The organism is Mycobacterium persicum, assembly GCF_002086915.1.
Lineage (GTDB): Bacteria > Actinomycetota > Actinomycetes > Mycobacteriales > Mycobacteriaceae > Mycobacterium > Mycobacterium persicum.
The window spans coordinates 4,623,115-4,640,911 of sequence record NZ_MWQA01000001.1; the positions used below are offsets into that span (position 1 = coordinate 4,623,115).

Sequence of the window (17,797 nt, forward strand, 5' to 3'; positions counted from 1 at the left end):
AAGGACGCCATCGGCTATGAAATTGGCCGGTGGCACTTCTCTCTCGATGCCATTTCGTCGAGTATTGGCGGCATGGATGTCAAGGAAGTGCTGCTGCCGGGAGTCGGTCTGCGGTACGAGTTCACCAGCCATCAAGGTGAGCGGATCGGCATCATCGCCCGGCGCACCGGCGATTTCGACATCGTCCTGTATACCGCCGAGGACCCTGACGCATGCCGGCCGGTCTTCCGCCTCAACGGCGAAGAGGCCGACACCGTGGCCGCGATTCTCGGTGCACCGAGAATCGCCGAGCGGTTCACCGAGCTGACCCGCGAGGTGCCCGGGCTCGAGGCAGGTCACATCTCGGTCGAGCCCGAGAGTCCCTTCGTCGGCCGGCCGTTGGGCGACACCCGCGCCCGCACCCGCACCGGCGCCTCGATCGTTGCGATCGTCCGCGGCGACGATGTGGTCGCTTCGCCCGACCCCGCGGAAACGCTGCGGGCGCGCGACGTCCTGATTGTGATCGGCACCGAAGAGGGCATCATCGGAGTCCGGCAGATCGTCAACAAAGGCTGAGCCGGTGGATGTTTCGGAGGCGCTGCTATTCGAGCTCGGCGCCCTCTTGGTGATGCTTGCCCTGCTCGGCGCCCTTGCCCGTAGGTTCGCATTGTCGCCGATCCCGGTTTATCTGTTGGCTGGCCTGGCGCTGGGTAAGGGCGGCCTTCTGCCGGTGGCCGCCGCCGCTGACTTCGTTAGCACCGGCGCACCCATCGGCATTGTGTTGCTGCTGCTGACCTTGGGTCTGGAGTTCTCCGTGACCGAATTCGCCAGCAGCCTGCGCCATCATTTGCCGTCGGCGGCTGTCGACATCGTCCTCAACGCCACGCCCGGTGCGGTGACCGGCTGGCTGCTCGGGTTGGACGGCGTTGCCATCCTGGCGCTGGCCGGCGTTACCTACATCTCGTCGTCGGGTGTCATCGCGAGATTACTCGAAGACCTGCGCCGCCTGGGCAACCGCGAGACCCCGGCGGTGCTGTCGGTGCTGGTGCTCGAAGACTTCGCGATGGCCGGCTACCTGCCGATGTTCACGGTGCTGGCATTGCGCGGCAGCTGGCTGGACGCGCTCGGCGGGACGCTGGCCGCGATCGGCGCCCTTGTTGCGGCGTTCGCCGCGTCCTACTACTGGGGTCATCACGTCGGCCGCCTGGTGGCGCACCCCGACTCCGAGCAACTGCTGCTGCGGATCTTGGGCATCACCTTGCTGGTCGCGGCGCTGGCCGAGTCGTTGCACGCATCCGCCGCGGTCGGCGCGTTCCTGGTGGGCCTTACCCTGACCGGGGAAACGGCCGACCGGGCGCGCAGGGTCCTGGGTCCGCTGCGGGACCTGTTCGCCGCGATCTTCTTCCTGGCGATCGGATTATCGGTGAGCCCCAAGGAGCTGCTTCCGATGCTTCCGGTGGCCGTCGTCCTGGCCGCGGTGACCGCCGCAACCAAGGTACTGACCGGGATGTACGCCGCCCGCCGTGACGGAGTGGCACGGCGCGGTCAGTTGCGCGCGGGCACCGCGCTGATCGCTCGAGGCGAGTTCTCACTGATCATCATCGGATTGGTCGGCGCATCGATCCCCACGGTGGCGGCGTTGGCAACCTCCTACGTCTTCATCATGGCGATCGTGGGCCCGGTCGTGGCGCGTTACACCGGCGGGCCGCTGCCGAGCGCCGCCTGAGACGAAGGCCGTCAGCCGATGTGCAAGGCGACGACCAGCCAGCGCGGGCCGCCGCCGGCGCTCACCCGTTCCACACGACAGGCGATCGCATGGATCCGGTCTCCGCGGCTGTAGCTGCCGAACACCTCTGCCGCGGTTTCCGCGGACCCGACCGGTTGCAGTCGAACCCGGCGCAACACCGCGGTCCCGTGCTGACCGGCCACCGCGTCGCTGACCGACAGCACCGCGTGGACCAGGTTGGGCGCCAGCAGTGAACCCAGCTGTGCGGCGGGACGGCGGCGGTCGATGACTTCGAGCACCCGACGCAGTGCCGCGTCGGTGAACACGGCCGCCTGGCGCATGGGTGCCGGCATGCCCTCGTTGGTCGGATGCTCGCCGCGGGCCCGGCGGGGCGCCCGTAGACTGCGCGGGCGTAGGGGTGGGTGCGTTGATTGTCGGCACCGGGGGATGGTTCCCGTGGGCGGTTCGTACTCGACTACCGGGACAACGGCGAAAGTCGGACGATGAGGCGGTTCGACAATAGGACTGATGCTCAACGGGCTCTCTCCAGATCAACACAGGTCAAACGATGGCAATGAGAGGATGCGGACCGCGCGCCTGCTGGAGAGTGGCAGACAAACTGCCGGTCATCATTGCACACATCACGCCGGCGTGTACCCGCCCCGTAATGTGGCCCCCGTCGAGTGGGAACCGTGAGCCACATCGATCCAACCGCCAGATTGGGGACGAATTGACAAGGAGGACAGGGCCGTAAATGGTGACCCGGTTGTCCACGACGGACGCGTCTTTCTATCGGCTGGAGAACACCGCCACCCCCATGTACGTCGGGTCGCTGATGATCCTGCGCCGGCCGCGGGCCGGACTGAGCTACGAGACGCTGTTGGCCACCGTCGAGCAGCGGCTGCCGCAGATACCGCGCTACCGGCAGAAGGTACGCGAGGTGAAGATCGGCATGGCCCGCCCCGTGTGGATGGACGATCCCGAGTTCGACATCACCTATCACGTCAGGCGCTCGGCGTTGCCGTCGCCGGGCAGCGACGAGCAACTGCACGAGCTGATCGCGCGGCTGGCCGCCCGGCCGCTGGACAAGTCGCGGCCGCTATGGGAGATGTATCTCGTCGAGGGCCTGGAGAAGAATCGCATTGCCCTCTACACCAAGTCGCACCAGGCCCTGATCAACGGGGTGACGTCACTGGCCATCGGCCACGTCATCGCCGATCGGACGCGCCATCCACCGCCGTTCCCCGAAGACATCTGGATACCGGAGCGCGACCCCGGCCACACCCGGTTGGTGCTGGGCGCCATCGGTGACTGGCTTATCGGGCCGGGAGCGCAGCTGCAGGCCGTCGGTTCCGCGGTCGCTGGCGCGGTCACCAACTACGGCCAACTCGTCGACGCCGGTCGCCGGGTTCTCGATGTTGCGCGCACCGTGGCGCGCGGCACCGCACCCAATAGTCCGCTCAATGCCACCGTTTCGCGCAATCGACGATTCACGGTGGCGCGCGGGCGGCTCGAGGACTATCGGACGGTACGCGCCCGCTATGACTGCGACATCCACGACGTGGTTCTGGCCGTGATCGCCGGCGCGCTGGGCAACTGGCTGATGTCACGCGGTGAGACGGTGGCGCCGACGGCCACGGTGCGCGCGATGGCTCCGCTGGCGGCGTACGTCGATGACCAACTCGATTCGACTGGTCCCGGCCAGGCCATGAGCCAGGTGACTCCCTTCTTGATAGATCTGCCGGTAGGGGAGGGCAACCCCGTGGTGCGGCTGTCCCAGGTCGCGCACGCCACCGAATCGAACCCGACGGCAGCGAGCCTGGTAGACGCTCGGACCATCGTCACGCTTTCCGGCTTTGCGCCGCCCACCCTGCACGCGATGGGTGTCCGGGTCGCGACCAGCTATTCGGCGAGGTTGTTCAACCTGCTGATCACCAATGCCCCTGGGGCGCAATCGCAGATGTACGTCGCGGGCACCAAGTTGCTGGAGGCTTACGCGGTGCCGCCGCTGTTGCACAACCAGGCGCTGGCCATCAGCGTGACGTCCTACAACGGCATGCTGTATTTCGGGATCAATGCCGACCGCGACGCGATGAGCGACGTCGACCTATTGCCGGGCCTGCTCGGCCAATCGCTCGAGGAGTTGCTGGAAGCGTCTCGGTAATTATCCGAGTCGAAATGGCTAGTGGAGATACCATCCGTTGTTGTGAGCACTGCGATAACCAACGGCGCGCCGGCCAAGGCGGCGAAGCCGAAGAAGAAGTCAAACCCGCCGGCCAAGCGCAAGATTCCGGCCACTGTCTACCATGCCGAATTGTTCCGGCTACAAACGGAATTCGTGAAGCTACAAGAGTGGGTACGGCATTCCGGAGCGCGGCTGGTGGTCGTCTTCGAGGGCCGCGACGGTGCCGGCAAAGGTGGGACCATCAAGAGAATCACCGAATACCTCAATCCGCGCGTGGCCCGTATCGCGGCGTTGCCCTCGCCGACCGACAGGGAACGCGGACAGTGGTATTACCAGCGCTATATCGCACACTTGCCCGCCAAGGGCGAAATCGTGCTCTTCGACCGGTCGTGGTACAACCGCGCCGGCGTCGAAAAAGTCATGGGATTCTGTACGCCGCAAGAGCATGCGCTGTTCTTACGGCAAACGCCGATCTTCGAGCACATGTTGATCGACGACGGGATCTTGCTGCGCAAGTACTGGTTTTCGGTGTCCGACGAGGAGCAGTTGCGGCGCTTCAAGGCCCGCCGCAGCGACCCCGTCCGGCAATGGAAGCTCAGCCCGATGGACCTGGAATCGCTGTACCGGTGGGAGGATTACTCCCGCGCCAAGGACCAGATGATGGTGCACACCGACATCCCGACCAGCCCGTGGTATGTGGTGGAATCCGATATCAAAAAGCATGCGCGGCTGAACATGATGGCTCACCTGCTGTCCACCATCGACTACCGCGACGTGGAGAAGCCGAAGGTCAAGTTGCCCAAACATCCGTTGGTGAGCGGCAACTACCAGCGCCCGCCGCGTGAATTGTCCAACTATGTCGAAGACTATGCGGCGACGTTGATCGATGGTTAGCTCGGCGATCACGCGGACTCGGCGGCTCGGCCCATGATGCAGGTCTACGTCCCGGCCACCCTGGCCATGCTGCGGCAACTTGTCGCCGACGGTTCACTGTGGCCGGTCAACGGCACGGCGTTCGCGGTGACGCCGAAATTGCGGGAGTCATATGCCGAGGGCGACGACGACGAGCTTGCGGAGGTGGCGCTGCAGGAGGCCGCGCTGGCGTCGCTGCGGCTACTGGCCGACGACGGAGGCGAGGGTCTGCCGCCGCGCCGGGTGGTGATCGCCGCCGAAGTGGACGATGAAGCGGACGATGTCACGTTGCGCCCCGATCTCGACGACGCCGTCGTCAGACTGACGTCGCCGGTTGCGATGGATCGGGTGGTTGCCGCCTATGTCGACAACCCCGCCGCCGAACCGGCCGTCACTGCGGCGATAGCCGTGATCGACGCCGCCGATCTCGGCGACGAGGACGCCGACCTGGTTGTCGGTGACGCCCAGGACCACGATCTGGCGTGGTATGCCAACCAGGAGTTGCCGTTCCTGCTCGACTTGCTTTGACAGCGCATTGCCAGGTGTCAACCGGCCTCGGTCTCAGATTGATTGTGCTGTCGGGTAGTAGCATCACCTGCACCGTCCCACGCTCCGATGCCAGAGGAGTGGTCATGAGTACCGCCGCTGACCGTGCCCGTCAGCTCGATCTGGTTGCCCGGCTGAAGTCGGCCTATCCCGAGCTTCCTGACGCGCCCACTCCCGACCTGCTCGACCACGATCGCTTCTGGGCGTACATGAAGACCAACCACGACGTCGGCGGTGAGCCGGACGCGCCCATGACGTACGAGAACAAGCAGTACGAGTACTGGGAGCACATGACGTATGTGCTCTGCGAAGTGCTTGCGTGGCGCGGCATTTGGCTGTCGGAGGAGCGCCGGCGGATCGGCAACGTCGACGTGGGACGCGCGGTCTATCTGGGCTTCCCCTACTACGGTCGCTGGCTCTGGGCGGTGGCGCGGGTGCTGGTGGAAAAGCATCACATCAGCCTGGGCGAGCTCAGTGAACGAATGGCAGCGGTCAAGGCCCGCTATGCCGGCGGCCTCGACGGGAAGAAGCTTGCAGCACAACCGAATTCAGAAGGTGACGGCACCAGCGTTATCCGCAATGCGCACCACACCCACGCAGTCGGCAAAGGCGATCCGCAGGTGTACGCCGGTCAGGCCGGGCAGCCCAGGTTCCGCGTCGGCGACCCGGTGGTGGTACGTGAACTGCCCGCGTTGCTGTACACCCGCACCCCGGAATATGTACGGGGCGCCACGGGCGAAATCGCATCGGTCGCCTACGAAAGCCCGGCCCCCGAGGACGAGACGTGGGACCGGCCCGATGCGCGGCCGGAGTGGTTCTACATCGTGCGGTTCAACCTCTCCGAGCTATGGCACGGATACACCGGGACCGCCACCGACACCCTGCAGACGGAGCTTCCCGAGCGGTGGCTGACGGCGGCCCGAGGGTAGGAGTTACGAGATGACCGATCATGATCACGACCACGAGCGAGCGCTTGCCCCCACGGTCGACGAGATCACCGACTTCGAGGTTCTCGAGATCGCGTTGCGCGAATTGTGCATCGAGAAGGGCATTTTCACCGCCGAAGAGCATCGACACTTCACCGAGTTCGCCGAACAGATCAACCCCACACCGGCCTCGCACCTGGTGGCACGCGCGTGGCTCGATCCCGAGTTCAAGCAACTCGCACTCACCGATGCCATGGCCGCCAGCAAGGAGGTCGGCGTCGACTGGCTGGAACCCACCGGCTTCGGTACGCCGAGCGACTTCACCGCGTTCCAGATTCTCGAGGACACACCGACGCTGCATCACGTGATCGTCTGCGCATTGTGCTCGTGTTATCCGCGGCCGATTCTCGGGAACTCTCCGGAGTGGTACCGCACCCCGAACTATCGCCGGCGGATGGTCCGCTGGCCACGTCAGGTGCTAGCGGAATTCGGGCTCTATCTGCCCGACGACGTCGCTATCCGGGTAGAGGACTCCAACCAGAAGCACCGCTTCATGGTCATGCCCATGCGCCCGGAGGGAACCGAGGGCTGGGACGAGGATCAGCTGGCCGAGATCGTCACCCGCGACTGTGTGATCGGTGTGGCACTGCCCAAGCCAGGTGTCACGAGCAACGTCATCACCGCCACCAGGGCCGCGATACATCCAGCCGAGTGACGGGCAGAAGATACAGAAGATGAGGCCACAGGATCCGATCCAGCAGCGCACCATCGCGCCGTTGCAGCAGATCGTGGAGCGCAACCAGGTCTGGTCGCGGATGGCCGAAAAGTACGGTGTGAGCAATCCCGTGCCGCCGTGGAAGTCCAGCCTGGACGGCCTGTGCGACGCCCTCGACCGCGCTTCCTGCACCGCGGACATCCCTGATTTCAAGCAGCGACGCGATGAGGAAGACATCCTCTCGGAGAGCCGGTATTCCAGCCTGCCCTATCCGGAGAACCAGCTGGTGTCACTGGCCCATTCACTGGTTGCTCGTGGGGTCATCGGGCAAGCAGAGCTGGCACAACGGCTGTCCGACATCCGAAAGCGCCTGGAAGCCTGACCGGCTCCCGGTCACCGGGTAACACCGGCCGTCCCGCTTGCATCCTGACCGTCCTGTGACGCAACTTGCACATTCCGGCCTAGCTACGCAACCGTAAGTTACGGTACCGTAGCCTTATGACGTGGGCCTGAGCTTGCCCGCTACCCAGGCGGAAGCCAATGGCCGCGCCGCAATCAGGAGCTTCGCATGAGTAAGAAACACGCGGTGATCAACGCCAAAGTCGCCGACACCAGACGGCCGACCGTCGCCGGCGCAGAGCGGCATCCGGGCTGGCACGCGCTGCGCAAGATTGCGGAGCGGATCACGACACCGCTGTTGCCCGACGACTACTTGCAGCTGGCCAATCCGCTGTGGTCGGCGCGCGAATTGCGGGGCCGTATCCTCGAAGTCCGCCGCGAGACCGAAGACTCGGCCACCCTGGTCATCAAGCCGGGCTGGGGCTTCAGTTTCGACTACCAACCGGGCCAGTACATCGGGATCGGCCTCTTGGTCGACGGGCGCTGGCGCTGGCGTTCGTATTCGCTGACGTCGAGCCCAATCGGGACGTCTGGATCCGCGCGCACCATCACCATCACCGTGAAGGCGATGCCCGAAGGCTTCCTGTCCACCCACCTGGTGGCCGGTGTCGAACCGGGGACCGTCGTGCGACTGGCCGCCCCCCGGGGAAACTTCGTGCTGCCCGATCCGGCGCCGCCGTCGATGCTGTTTCTGACCGCCGGGTCCGGAATCACCCCGGTGATGTCGATGCTGCGAACATTGTTGCGCCGCAACCAGATCACCGATATCGCGCATCTGCATTCGGCGCCCACCGAAGCTGACGTGATGTTTGCCGCCGAGCTGGCCGCGCTGAGCGATGATCATCCCGGTTATCGGCTGACGGTGCGCACGACCCGCACCGAGGGAAGACTGGATCTCACCCGGCTCGATGAGCAGGTGCCCGACTGGCGCGACCGGCACACCTGGGCGTGCGGTCCTTCCGCCATGCTCAACCAGGCCGAGAAAATCTGGGCCGCAGCCGGTATTAGCGACCGGCTGCACCTGGAGCGGTTCGCGATGTCCAAGGCGGCACCCGCCGGCGCGGGTGGCACGGTCACGTTCGCCCGTAGTGGCAAGTCCGCGGCGGCGGATGCCGCGACATCGGTGATGGATGCGGGCGAGGGTACCGGTGTGCAGATGCCTTTCGGCTGCCGCATGGGCATCTGTCAATCATGTGTGGTCGACCTGGTAGCGGGCCACGTGCGTGACCTGCGGACCGGTCAGGAACATGACCCCGGCACCCGGATCCAGACCTGTGTGTCGGCCGCCTCGGGTGACTGTGTGGTCGACATCTAAAGCTACCCGCTGGTAACTTACGGATACGTAGCCTACGATGGCGTAGGTACGTAATCGATTCAAGGAAACGTACGACGTAGGGAGAAGACAATGGCGATAACCGACGTCGACGTATTCGCGCATCTCACGGACGCCGACATTGAAAACCTTGCGGTTGAGCTCGATGCCATCCGCCAGGACATCGAAGATTCTCGTGGCGAGCGCGATGCCCGCTACATCCGCCGCACCATTGCCGCCCAGCGTGCGTTGGAGGTCAGTGGCCGGCTGATGCTGGCTGCCGGCTCGCGGCGCAGCGCATGGTGGGCCGGGGCGGCGACCCTGGGCGTGGCCAAGATCATCGAGAACATGGAGATCGGCCAAAACGTGATGCACGGCCAGTGGGACTGGATGAACGACCCGGAGATTCACTCCTCGACCTGGGAGTGGGACATGAGCGGGTCGTCCAAGCACTGGCGTTACACCCACAACTTCGTGCACCACAAGTACACCAACATCCTGGGCATGGACGACGACGTCGGCTACGGCATGCTGCGCGTCACCCGGGATCAGCGGTGGAAGAAGTACAACATCTTCAACCTGGTGTGGAACACCATCCTGGCGATTGGCTTCGAGTGGGGAGTTGCGTTGCAGCACTTGGAGATCGGCAAGATCTTCAAGGGCCGGGCGGATCGCGACGCCGCCAAGATCCGGCTGCGCGAGTTCACCGGCAAGGCCGGCCGCCAGCTGTTCAAGGACTACGTCGCGTTCCCGGCGCTGACCTCGTTGTCACCCGGCGCGACCTACAGGTCCACCTTGACCGCCAACGCAGTGGCCAACGTGATCCGCAACGTGTGGTCCAACGCCGTGATCTTCTGCGGGCATTTTCCCGACGGCGCTGAGAAGTTCACCAAGACGGACATGATCGGCGAGACGAAGGGCCAGTGGTACCTGCGCCAGATGCTGGGCAGTGCCAACTTCGAGGCCGGGCCCGCATTGCGGTTCATGAGCGGCAACCTATGCCACCAGATCGAGCACCACTTATATCCCGACCTGCCGAGCAACCGCCTCGCCGAGATGTCGGTGCGGGTGCGCGAGGTGTGCGACAAGTACGACTTGCCTTACACCACAGGCCCGTTCCTGGTGCAGTACGCCAAGACGTGGCGCACGCTGGCCAAGCTGTCGCTGCCGAACAAGTACCTGCGCGACAATGCCGACGACGCGCCGGAAACGCGCAGCGAGCGGATGTTCGCCGAACTGCAACCGGGCTTCGCCGGCATTGATCCGGCGACCGGACGCCGCCGCGGCTTGCGGACCGCGATTGCCGCGGTACGTGGTTGGCGGCGCGCCAGGCGTACCGAGATGGGTCCGGCCACAGACGATCTGGCGGCTTAAAGGTCCGTCGCCCAGCGTGAAATCACTGCGAGATTTTGGCCTTCTTTTCGCAGCGAGAACACGCTCGGCGCCTGCCACCACCGCTCGATGATCGTCGCGTTGGCCATGCCGCCGCCCTGGCAGTCTGCAGCCCGTAGCGCCCGCCGCGCTGGTGCAGCGCGTTGACCGGCTTGGTATCCGGCTGGTCAGGTCTCCCTGAGTACCGCGAGCAGTCGGCGGGCGGCGGCGACCCGCCGCGCGGCGGGCCCGGACAAGCTGTCCAGTGCGCATTCGGGATCGGCGGGTGGCCCCATATGCCCACAGCCGCGCGGGCAGTCGTGAATCGCCTCGGCCAGGTCGGCGAACGCCAACAGTACATCGTCGGACCGGATGTGGGCCAACCCGAACGAACGGATCCCCGGAGTGTCGATCACCCAGCCGGCACCTTCGCTGCCGGTTTGCAGCGGCAATGCCACCGACTGTGTCGAGGTGTGCCGCCCTTTGCCGATGTCGGTGACCGCCCCGACTGCCCGATCAGCTTCCGGCACAAGGCGATTGACCAGCGTTGACTTGCCGACGCCGGAATGTCCGAGCAGCACGGTGATCTTGCCGTCGAGCAGGCCGGCCACCGCGAGCAGGGGATCGTCGCGGCCCGCGACGACCACGGTGAGGTCCAGGTCGGCGAACTGTTCGGCGAACGGTTCGGGTGGGGCCAGGTCGGTCTTGGTCAGGCACAGTATGGGCGCCAGCCCGCCCGCGTACGCGGCGATCAGTGCCCGGTCCACCAGCCCGGTGCGCGGCGGGGGATCGGCCAGCGCGACCACGATCAGCAGTTGATCGGCGTTGGCGACCACCACTCGTTCGGTGGGGTCGGTGTCATCGGCGGTGCGGCGCAACACCGTTCGTCGCGGACACCGGCGGACGATGCGGGCCAGCGTGTCCGGCCGGCCGGACAGGTCGCCCACCACATCGACGTCGTCTCCGACGACGATGGGCGTGCGTCCCAGCTCGCGTGCCCGCATTGCGGTGATGCGACGATCCGGGTCCCCGCCCAGCACACAACCCCACCGACCGCGGTCGACGCTGACCACCATGGCGGCCTCGGCGTCGGCGTGTTCGGGGCGGGTTTTGGTCCGCGGCCGCGAACCGCGGCCGGAGCGGACCTTGACGTGGGATTCGTCGTAGTCGCCGGGTCTCAAGCGCCGGGCTCCGCGACCATCTCGGCCCATAGCCGCGGAAACTCCGGCAGCGTCTTGGTGGTAGCGCCGATGTCGTCCACCTCGACTCCGGCGACCCGCAGTCCGATGATCGCGCCGGCCATCGCCATCCGATGATCCGCATACGCGCGCCACAGGCCGCGCCGCAACGGGGTCGCGGTGATCACCAGGCCGTCCGATGTTTCCCGGCAGTCACCGCCCAGGCGGTTGATCTCGGTGCTCAGCGCGGCCAGCCGGTCGGTCTCGTGGCCGCGCAGGTGGGCGATGCCGGTCAGCCGCGACACCGATCCCGGGGTGGCAAGCGCCGCCAGTGCGGCTACCGAGGGCGTGAGCTCACCGACATCGCGCAGGTCGACGTCGAACCCGTGGTACGCGGCCGGCCCTCGCACTTGTAACATTGAATCTGTATGTGAGACAACGGCATTCAGTTGTCGCAGGATACGCAGGATGTGGTCGGCGGGCTGGACGCTGTCGGCCGGCCAGCCGGTGACACCCACCGTGCCGCCGCTGACCACGGCCGCCGCCAGGAACGCGACCGCGTTGGTGAGATCAGGTTCGACATCCCACCGGCGCGCTTTGACCGCGCCGGGCGCGACCCGCCAACGATTCGGAACTGAGTCGTCGACGTCGACGCCGGCCTGGCGCAGCATCGCCACCGTCATCGCGATGTGCGGCGCCGACGGCAGCGCCGCACCGGTGTGCTGCACGGTCAGTCCCTCGGTGAACGACGCCGCGGACAGCAGCAGGCCCGACACGAATTGCGACGACGCCGATGCGTCGATGGCCACCGTGCCGCCGGCGACCGATCCGGTGCCCTGGACGCGGAACGGCAGACCCGCACCGTCGACCTGGACGCCCAGACCGCGCAGCGCATCCAGCAGCGGTGCGATGGGCCGGGCCCGCGCCTGCTCGTCGCCGTCGAACGTGACCACGGCTGCGCTCAGCGCCGCCAGCGGCGGCACGAAACGCAACACCGTGCCGGCCAGGCCGCAATCCACTCGGGCGTCGGGACCGGGGTCCAGCCGGCCGCTGACCGTCAGTTCGGAGCCCGTCCCGTCGACGCGCAGGCCCAGAGTTCGCAGCGCGGCGATCATCAGATCGGTATCCCGGCTGCGCAGCGCGCCGCTGATGGTCGAGGGGCCGTGGTCTTGCGCGGCCGCCAGCGCGGCCAGCACCAGGGTCCGGTTGGTCTGGGATTTCGAGCCCGGAACGATCACCGTCGCGTGCACCGGTGTCGGCGCGGACGGGGCACGCCACGCCTTCAGGGGCTTGGTGCTGCTCACGGCTACATCCTGCCGTGTCGGCGGTTGTCGTGGGTACCAGGCACCATGGGACTCATGTGCGGACGATTCGCGGTCACCACCGATCCCGCCCGGCTGGCCGAGAAAATCAAGGCGATCGACGAAGCCACCGGCACCGGGTCCACGGCCGAGGCGCCCAACTACAACGTGGCGCCGACCAACACCATCGTGACGGTGGTGTCGCGCCACAGTGCGCCGGACGACCAGCCATCGCGCCGGGTACGGCTCATGCGCTGGGGCCTGATCCCGCCGTGGGCCAAGCCCGCGCCGGACGGCGCGCCCGACTCCAAGGGTCCGTTGCTGATCAACGCCCGTGCCGACAAGGTCGCCACGTCCCCCGCGTTCCGGAATTCGGCGCAGCGCAAACGCTGCCTGGTGCCTATGGACGGATGGTACGAATGGCGCGCCAATCCCGATGCCGCGCCGGGGCGTAAGACCGCCAAGACACCGTTCTTTGCGCACCGCCGCGACGGTGACCTGGTGTGCATGGCGGGGCTCTGGTCGGTATGGAAGCCGGGCAACGCTGCTGCGCCGCTGCTGAGTTGCGCCATCATCACCACCGACGCCGTGGGGCAGATGGCCGAGATCCATGACCGGATGCCGCTGATGTTGGCCGAAGCCGACTGGGATGCCTGGCTGAATCCGGACGCACCGCTGGATCCGGAGTTACTGGCCCGTCCGCCGGACGTGCATGACATCGAGCTGCGCCAGGTGTCGACCTTGGTCAACAGTGTGCGCAACAACGGGCCGGAACTGCTGGAGTCCGTCGAGCGGCAGTCGGAGCAGATGAAGCTGCTGTAGTGCCAGTTATGAACCCCGCGTCGCGCGGGGAGTCTGGCGGAGCTCAAACCTGAGGTCAATGTTGTCTGCCGAAGACAACGTTCGGCTCATTTTTGTCGGATGACGACGGAACTGGGCAGCCGACCGCGAGCCTAGCATGCATGTGTGACTGGTTCGTACACCTACACATTCGACGACATCCGGAACCGTCCGGTCGCGGTGATCGGGTCCGGCACCCTGGGTCGCCGCATCGCATTGATGTTCGCCAGCCGCGGCGGCACGGTACGAATGTACGCCAGGCGCGCCGAACAGCACGCCGAAGCGACGCAGTACGTGGCGGAAACACTGCCGAAGCTGTTGCAGGACAGAGGTTTTGGTGAAATCGGCGTGGCGGTGGGCACGAGTTCGCTCGAAGAGGCGCTGGACGGCGCCTGGTTAGCCGTCGAGTCCGTCCCCGAGAGGCTGGAGATCAAGATTCCGCTGTGGGGCCAGATCGACCAAGCGGCACTGCCGGACACCATCTTCGCGACCAACTCTTCGTCGTTCCCGTCACGGCTGATGGCCGAAAATGTCAGAGACAAAACACGTTTGTGCAACACGCATTTTTACATGCCACCACAGTTCAACGCACTCGACCTGATGTCGGACGGGGAGACCGACCGCGGCCTGCTCGACACCCTGCTGATCGTCCTGCCCGAGTTCGGTGTCCATCCTTTCGAGGCACGGCGCGAATGCACCGGCTTCATCTTCAATCGCGTCTGGGCCGCAATCAAACGCGAGTCACTGGCCGTCGTCGCCGAAGGCGTGGCCCGCCCGGAGGATGTCGACGGGATGTTCAAGGTCAACTGGCGGGTACCGGCCGGGCCGTTCCACATGATGGACCTGGTTGGCCTCGACGTGGTCCTCGACATCGAAAACCACTACGTCGAAGAGTTTCCGCACTTGCCCAAGCAGGCTCGGGACTTGTTGCGGGAATACGTCGATGCCGGCAAGCTCGGCGTCAAATCGGGCCAGGGCTTCTACAAGTACACCTAGCGCGTTGTTGGCATGGCGATCGATGTGCCGGGGTACGGGGTCCATCGCCCACGCGGACGCCGACGAAGGGGGCTCCGCACCTGCCCGCGAGCAGGCGCAGAATCGCACCATTCCATGGGGACTTGGGCGATTCTCTGTCTGCTCGCCCGGCAGCGCTCCCAGCAGTGGCGTTACGCTCGCCGAGCCAGCTGGGCGAGCGCAAGCGTGGCAGCGTTGGCGCCGCACATTCCATGCGCACCGGGTCCCGGCGGGGTGGCCGCCGAGCAAATGTACATCCCGGGTACACCAATGGTGTAGGGCGACAGCGTGGTTCGCGGCCCGAATACCAGCTGGCGGATGTCCTTGGCGCCGGTCATGATGTCACCGCCGACATAATTGGCGTTGTAGGAAGACATTTGCACTGTGGTGCGGGCGGCAAGTCCGACAATGCGTTCCCGGAACCCGGGGGCGAACCGCTCGATCTGGGCGATGATTGCCTCGGTCGCGTCGCCGGTGTAGCCGTTCGGGACATGCGCGTAGCTCCACACCGGGTGGACGTTACCCACCGAACGTTGCGGATCGGCCAGGTACTGCTGACCAACCAGCACGAACGGCCGCTGGGGCATACGTCCGGCATGGATGTCTCGCTCGGTCGCGGCAAGTTCGGAGTAGCTGCCGGCCAGGTGCACCGTGCCGGCCCGGTGGGCATCCGGGCTCGCCCAGGGCACCCCGCCCTCGACCGCGAAATCGACCTTGAACGCGCCCGGACCACGCCGAAACCTGGTGAAGGCGCGGCAAACTCGGCGCGGAAGACGGTCACCCAGGATCGCGGCGACCACGCTCGGCGCCAGATCGAACATCGTGACGTCCGTCGGTGGCAGCTGCGACGCCGTCGCGACCCGGACACCGGTCTCGATCTTGCCGCCCAGGTCGCCCAGCAGCGCCACCATTGCGTTGGTGATCGATTGCGATCCACCCTCGGCCACCGCCCAGCCGTGCCGGTGGCCGGCCGCGATGATGCCCATCCCGATCGCGGAGGTCATCGGGTAGTGCAGCGGCCGAAAGGCATGGGCCGCAACGCCTCCGAACAACGCCCGCCCCTCCTCGGTGCGAAACACGCGGGCCAATGCGGACCCGGGAAGCACGGTGGGTGCGCCGAACCGGGCCAGCATCAGTGGATGGCGCGGGAACCGCAGCAATGGCCGCATGATGTCCTCACTCAGGGCGTCGAACCGGGCGGCCGGGTAGCCGAAGGCGAGCCGCCACCGCGATCCGTCGCGACCCAGCCCCGCCGCGGTCTGCTCCACCGAGCGGTACAACACGCCGGCGCTACCGCCGTCGAGCGGGTGCACACAATCAATCTCCGGCCAGCGCCACGATAGGCCGTAGCGTTGCAGATCGACGCGGCTCAGGAACTCCGAGCCGACGGCCATCGGGTGGATGGCCGAGCAGTGGTCGTGCAGCAGCCCGGGGACTATCGCTTCGCTGCTGCGCGCACCACCACCGACTTCATCGGCAGCCTCGAGCACGGTGACCTGCACGCCCGCGGTGGCCAAAGCGATGGCCGCGGCGAGTCCGTTGGGCCCGCCGCCCACCACCAGCGCGGTGCTCATGCCGCTGCGCTGAGCTGGTTGCCGTGCGATGACCAGCTCACCTGAGTCGGGATGGGGCCGTTCGGCAGCCAGGGCTGCTCGGAGACCGCGTCGGCCACCTTCCAGGTGCCGCGCTCGATGACCCCGAGTGCGGCGTCGATCAGCTTGTAGTGCTGAACCCCGCTGCCGAATGCCTCCGACTCCACCCAGGCGATGACGCACTCGCCCGGCTCGAATTCGGCTTGACGCTGTACGGCCCGGATCAAGTCTTCATTGTGCAGGTGACCGTCGCCGAAGTTGAACCCGGTTAAGGAGTTGCACAAGAACTCGCCTTCCCGGACGGTGCGCGCGTCGACGTCCGGCAGGTGCTTCAACAGCAGCGAGAACAGGCCGCGGCCCTGACTGTGCATGGCGCGCCACGCGATCGTCTTCTGCGCGGTGACTTCCGCCCACTGCGGTTCGTAGCCGAACGCGACGAACTGGTCGACCTGGTTGCGCGCCGACCGGGTGATCCGGTCCAGCTTCGCCTCGGTGCCCGGCGCGAACGCCCACACCGCAGCGGCCCAGTTGCCGGCATACTGCCGCAGCGACGGCAGGAAGGAGACCTTGTCCGGCCGCAGGTTTCCCAGCACCGGGAAGAACAGCAGACCCGCGACCAGCACGACCGCGAGCCATGGCGATGACATGTCGGTGACGTAATAGCCGTTCCAGGCCGGGAATCCCAGGAACAAAAACACTGTCGCGTAAGCGAATACGACGTTCCACTCCAGCGGAACGGCCAGCGGGAAGGTCGAGATGATGAACACGTGGAACCCCACCATGAACAGCGCCGCGACCAGGGTCAGCCACTTGTTCGTGGAGAAGAACAGGACCAGTGGGGCGACGATCTCGACGAAGGTGCCGTTGACGTGCGCCATGAAATGAGCCACCCGCGACGGCAGCAGATCGCGAGGGAAGTCACGGTAGTGCGCCCGCTTGAGCCGCTTGAACGGGATGAAGGGGCTGTTGCTGACCATCGGCGGAATGACGTTGGAGAAGTGCTTGCCAAACTTCGAGAAGCCGGCGCCCACCCAGACCACCACGATCAGCATCTTCAGCGCGATGATCATGTCGGTGAAACTCGAGAACGGAAAAACACTGAAGAAGACCAGCGCCGGGAAGTACTGCTCACCGCGGGCCGCCAGGAAGATGGTCTTGTCCCGCAGACCGATCAGCACCAGCAGCACGATCGGCCCGGCCAGCAGCCCAGGGCTGACCAGCCCGGAAGTATTGTGCGGCACAGTCTTTGAGAGCGAGTCGCTGTGCACGCCCGGTGATAGCAATGCGATGGCCAAGCTGACCAACAGTGCCAGGTAGAGCCCGACGTCGAACCAGGTGCGTCGGTCACCGGTGGTGAACGGCACCCACTTCCACGGCCGCAGCCGGATGGTGCCCGGTCGGGCCCAGAACAGGATGCCGCCGGTCATCGGCTTGATCTTGCCGGCCAGCGGACCCCACGAGCCGGCCACACCAATGGCCTCCAGCAGCACGGTCCACAGGATGACCTTCTGGTAGACGATGGGCTGGTTCCACCATTCGCTGACGTGCCAGAAGGCCGGCAGTCCCGACGTCGCCGTGGCCACCGTGATGCCACCGATCGCGAAGAACACCACCAGCTTCGCAACGTAGATAAGGTGCACCATCCGCGGTGCGCCGAAACCGTTTTCGGCCCAATCGGCGGCGAGGATCCGCATTCGCTCCATCAACGGTTTGCGCAGGAACGCATCCGGATCGAGTGCGGGGAGAGCCGGTCTTGTGAATCCCATTGTGTTCGCTCCTTGGGTTGCGATGAATTTCGACA

17 protein-coding genes are annotated in these 17,797 nt (G+C 65.9%); 12 read left to right on the forward strand and 5 right to left on the reverse strand.

Annotation, left to right across the window (positions count from 1 at the left end; genetic code table 11):
- Nucleotides 1–72: 72 nt before the first annotated feature.
- Both B4U45_RS21110 and B4U45_RS21115 read left to right on the forward strand, forming a co-directional pair.
- On the forward strand, nt 73–555 hold the full coding sequence (locus tag B4U45_RS21110) for a cation:proton antiporter regulatory subunit (protein ID WP_075548333.1): 483 nt from the start codon (nt 73–75) through the stop codon (nt 553–555).
- A 4-nt stretch (nt 556–559) separates the two neighbouring features.
- Nucleotides 560–1,705, forward strand: coding sequence for a cation:proton antiporter (locus B4U45_RS21115; protein ID WP_075548332.1), 1,146 nt, complete (start codon nt 560–562; stop codon nt 1,703–1,705).
- Nucleotides 1,706–1,716: 11 nt separating this feature from the next.
- On the opposite strand, the gene B4U45_RS21120 is transcribed toward B4U45_RS21115, so the two are convergent.
- Nucleotides 1,717–2,241, reverse strand: a complete 525-nt coding sequence (locus B4U45_RS21120; RefSeq protein ID WP_075548331.1) for an Rv3235 family protein — start codon at nt 2,239–2,241, stop codon at nt 1,717–1,719.
- A 218-nt stretch (nt 2,242–2,459) separates the two neighbouring features.
- Here B4U45_RS21120 and B4U45_RS21125 point away from each other — a divergent pair, with 218 nt between their 5' ends.
- From B4U45_RS21125 to B4U45_RS21160, 8 genes are all read left to right on the forward strand, one after another.
- Nucleotides 2,460–3,869: a WS/DGAT/MGAT family O-acyltransferase gene (locus B4U45_RS21125; RefSeq protein WP_075548330.1), complete on the forward strand. Its 1,410-nt coding sequence runs from the start codon at nt 2,460–2,462 to the stop codon at nt 3,867–3,869.
- A gap of 42 nt (nt 3,870–3,911) precedes the next feature.
- Nucleotides 3,912–4,784 (forward strand): polyphosphate kinase 2, encoded by an 873-nt coding sequence (gene ppk2, locus B4U45_RS21130; protein WP_075548329.1) that lies wholly within the window; start codon nt 3,912–3,914, stop codon nt 4,782–4,784.
- A gap of 33 nt (nt 4,785–4,817) precedes the next feature.
- Nucleotides 4,818–5,330, forward strand: coding sequence for a DUF6912 family protein (locus B4U45_RS21135; protein ID WP_075548328.1), 513 nt, complete (start codon nt 4,818–4,820; stop codon nt 5,328–5,330).
- Between the two features lie 104 nt (nt 5,331–5,434).
- The gene (locus B4U45_RS21140) at nt 5,435–6,277 is read left to right on the forward strand and encodes a nitrile hydratase subunit beta (RefSeq protein WP_075548327.1); all 843 of its coding nucleotides are present in this window, start codon (nt 5,435–5,437) and stop codon (nt 6,275–6,277) included.
- A 10-nt stretch (nt 6,278–6,287) separates the two neighbouring features.
- Complete coding sequence (scnC, locus tag B4U45_RS21145; protein WP_075548326.1) at nt 6,288–6,989, forward strand: thiocyanate hydrolase subunit gamma; 702 nt, start codon at nt 6,288–6,290, stop codon at nt 6,987–6,989.
- A 19-nt stretch (nt 6,990–7,008) separates the two neighbouring features.
- Nucleotides 7,009–7,371 carry a thiocyanate hydrolase gene (locus B4U45_RS21150; protein ID WP_075548325.1) on the forward strand — a complete coding sequence of 121 codons (363 nt, stop codon included), beginning with the start codon at nt 7,009–7,011 and terminating at the stop codon, nt 7,369–7,371.
- A 186-nt stretch (nt 7,372–7,557) separates the two neighbouring features.
- Nucleotides 7,558–8,703: a ferredoxin reductase gene (locus B4U45_RS21155; RefSeq protein ID WP_075548324.1), complete on the forward strand. Its 1,146-nt coding sequence runs from the start codon at nt 7,558–7,560 to the stop codon at nt 8,701–8,703.
- Between the two features lie 90 nt (nt 8,704–8,793).
- Nucleotides 8,794–10,074, forward strand: coding sequence for a fatty acid desaturase family protein (locus tag B4U45_RS21160; protein ID WP_219859504.1), 1,281 nt, complete (start codon nt 8,794–8,796; stop codon nt 10,072–10,074).
- Nucleotides 10,075–10,259: 185 nt separating this feature from the next.
- On the opposite strand, the gene rsgA is transcribed toward B4U45_RS21160, so the two are convergent.
- Together rsgA and aroA are read right to left on the reverse strand one after the other, a co-directional pair.
- On the reverse strand, nt 10,260–11,252 hold the full coding sequence (rsgA, locus tag B4U45_RS21165) for a ribosome small subunit-dependent GTPase A (protein ID WP_075548339.1): 993 nt from the start codon (nt 11,250–11,252) through the stop codon (nt 10,260–10,262).
- A complete protein-coding gene (gene aroA, locus B4U45_RS21170; protein ID WP_089025045.1) occupies nt 11,249–12,535 on the reverse strand; it encodes a 3-phosphoshikimate 1-carboxyvinyltransferase in 1,287 nt (428 codons plus the stop codon). Before aroA ends, rsgA begins: the two co-directional genes overlap by 4 nt.
- Nucleotides 12,536–12,607: 72 nt before the next feature.
- Between aroA and B4U45_RS21175 the strand changes: the two genes are divergently transcribed.
- Together B4U45_RS21175 and B4U45_RS21180 are read left to right on the forward strand one after the other, a co-directional pair.
- Nucleotides 12,608–13,372: an SOS response-associated peptidase gene (locus B4U45_RS21175; protein WP_075548321.1), complete on the forward strand. Its 765-nt coding sequence runs from the start codon at nt 12,608–12,610 to the stop codon at nt 13,370–13,372.
- Nucleotides 13,373–13,516: 144 nt separating this feature from the next.
- Nucleotides 13,517–14,386: a 3-hydroxyacyl-CoA dehydrogenase family protein gene (locus tag B4U45_RS21180; protein ID WP_075548320.1), complete on the forward strand. Its 870-nt coding sequence runs from the start codon at nt 13,517–13,519 to the stop codon at nt 14,384–14,386.
- A 170-nt stretch (nt 14,387–14,556) separates the two neighbouring features.
- Here the strand turns inward: B4U45_RS21180 and B4U45_RS21185 are convergent, their stop codons facing one another.
- On the reverse strand, nt 14,557–15,978 hold the full coding sequence (locus tag B4U45_RS21185; RefSeq protein WP_075548319.1) for a phytoene desaturase family protein: 1,422 nt from the start codon (nt 15,976–15,978) through the stop codon (nt 14,557–14,559).
- Nucleotides 15,975–17,762 carry a DUF3556 domain-containing protein gene (locus B4U45_RS21190; RefSeq protein ID WP_075548318.1) on the reverse strand — a complete coding sequence of 596 codons (1,788 nt, stop codon included), beginning with the start codon at nt 17,760–17,762 and terminating at the stop codon, nt 15,975–15,977. Before B4U45_RS21190 ends, B4U45_RS21185 begins: the two co-directional genes overlap by 4 nt.
- Nucleotides 17,763–17,797 lie beyond the last annotated feature (35 nt).

Excerpts from the sequence above, each read along its gene's own strand:
- B4U45_RS21125 (WP_075548330.1), top strand. The coding sequence starts at position 2,460 with ATGGTGACCCGGTTGTCCACGACGGACGCGTCTTTCTATCGGCTGGAG.
- B4U45_RS21140 (WP_075548327.1), top strand. The coding sequence starts at position 5,435 with ATGAGTACCGCCGCTGACCGTGCCCGTCAGCTCGATCTGGTTGCCCGG.
- scnC (WP_075548326.1), top strand. The coding sequence starts at position 6,288 with ATGACCGATCATGATCACGACCACGAGCGAGCGCTTGCCCCCACGGTC.
- B4U45_RS21175 (WP_075548321.1), top strand. The coding sequence starts at position 12,608 with ATGTGCGGACGATTCGCGGTCACCACCGATCCCGCCCGGCTGGCCGAG.
- B4U45_RS21150 (WP_075548325.1), top strand. The coding sequence starts at position 7,009 with ATGAGGCCACAGGATCCGATCCAGCAGCGCACCATCGCGCCGTTGCAG.
- B4U45_RS21135 (WP_075548328.1), top strand. The coding sequence starts at position 4,818 with ATGATGCAGGTCTACGTCCCGGCCACCCTGGCCATGCTGCGGCAACTT.
- B4U45_RS21190 (WP_075548318.1), bottom strand. The coding sequence starts at position 17,762 with ATGGGATTCACAAGACCGGCTCTCCCCGCACTCGATCCGGATGCGTTC.
- B4U45_RS21155 (WP_075548324.1), top strand. The coding sequence starts at position 7,558 with ATGAGTAAGAAACACGCGGTGATCAACGCCAAAGTCGCCGACACCAGA.
- B4U45_RS21160 (WP_219859504.1), top strand. The coding sequence starts at position 8,794 with ATGGCGATAACCGACGTCGACGTATTCGCGCATCTCACGGACGCCGAC.
- B4U45_RS21185 (WP_075548319.1), bottom strand. The coding sequence starts at position 15,978 with ATGAGCACCGCGCTGGTGGTGGGCGGCGGGCCCAACGGACTCGCCGCG.
- B4U45_RS21110 (WP_075548333.1), top strand. The coding sequence starts at position 73 with ATGGATGTCAAGGAAGTGCTGCTGCCGGGAGTCGGTCTGCGGTACGAG.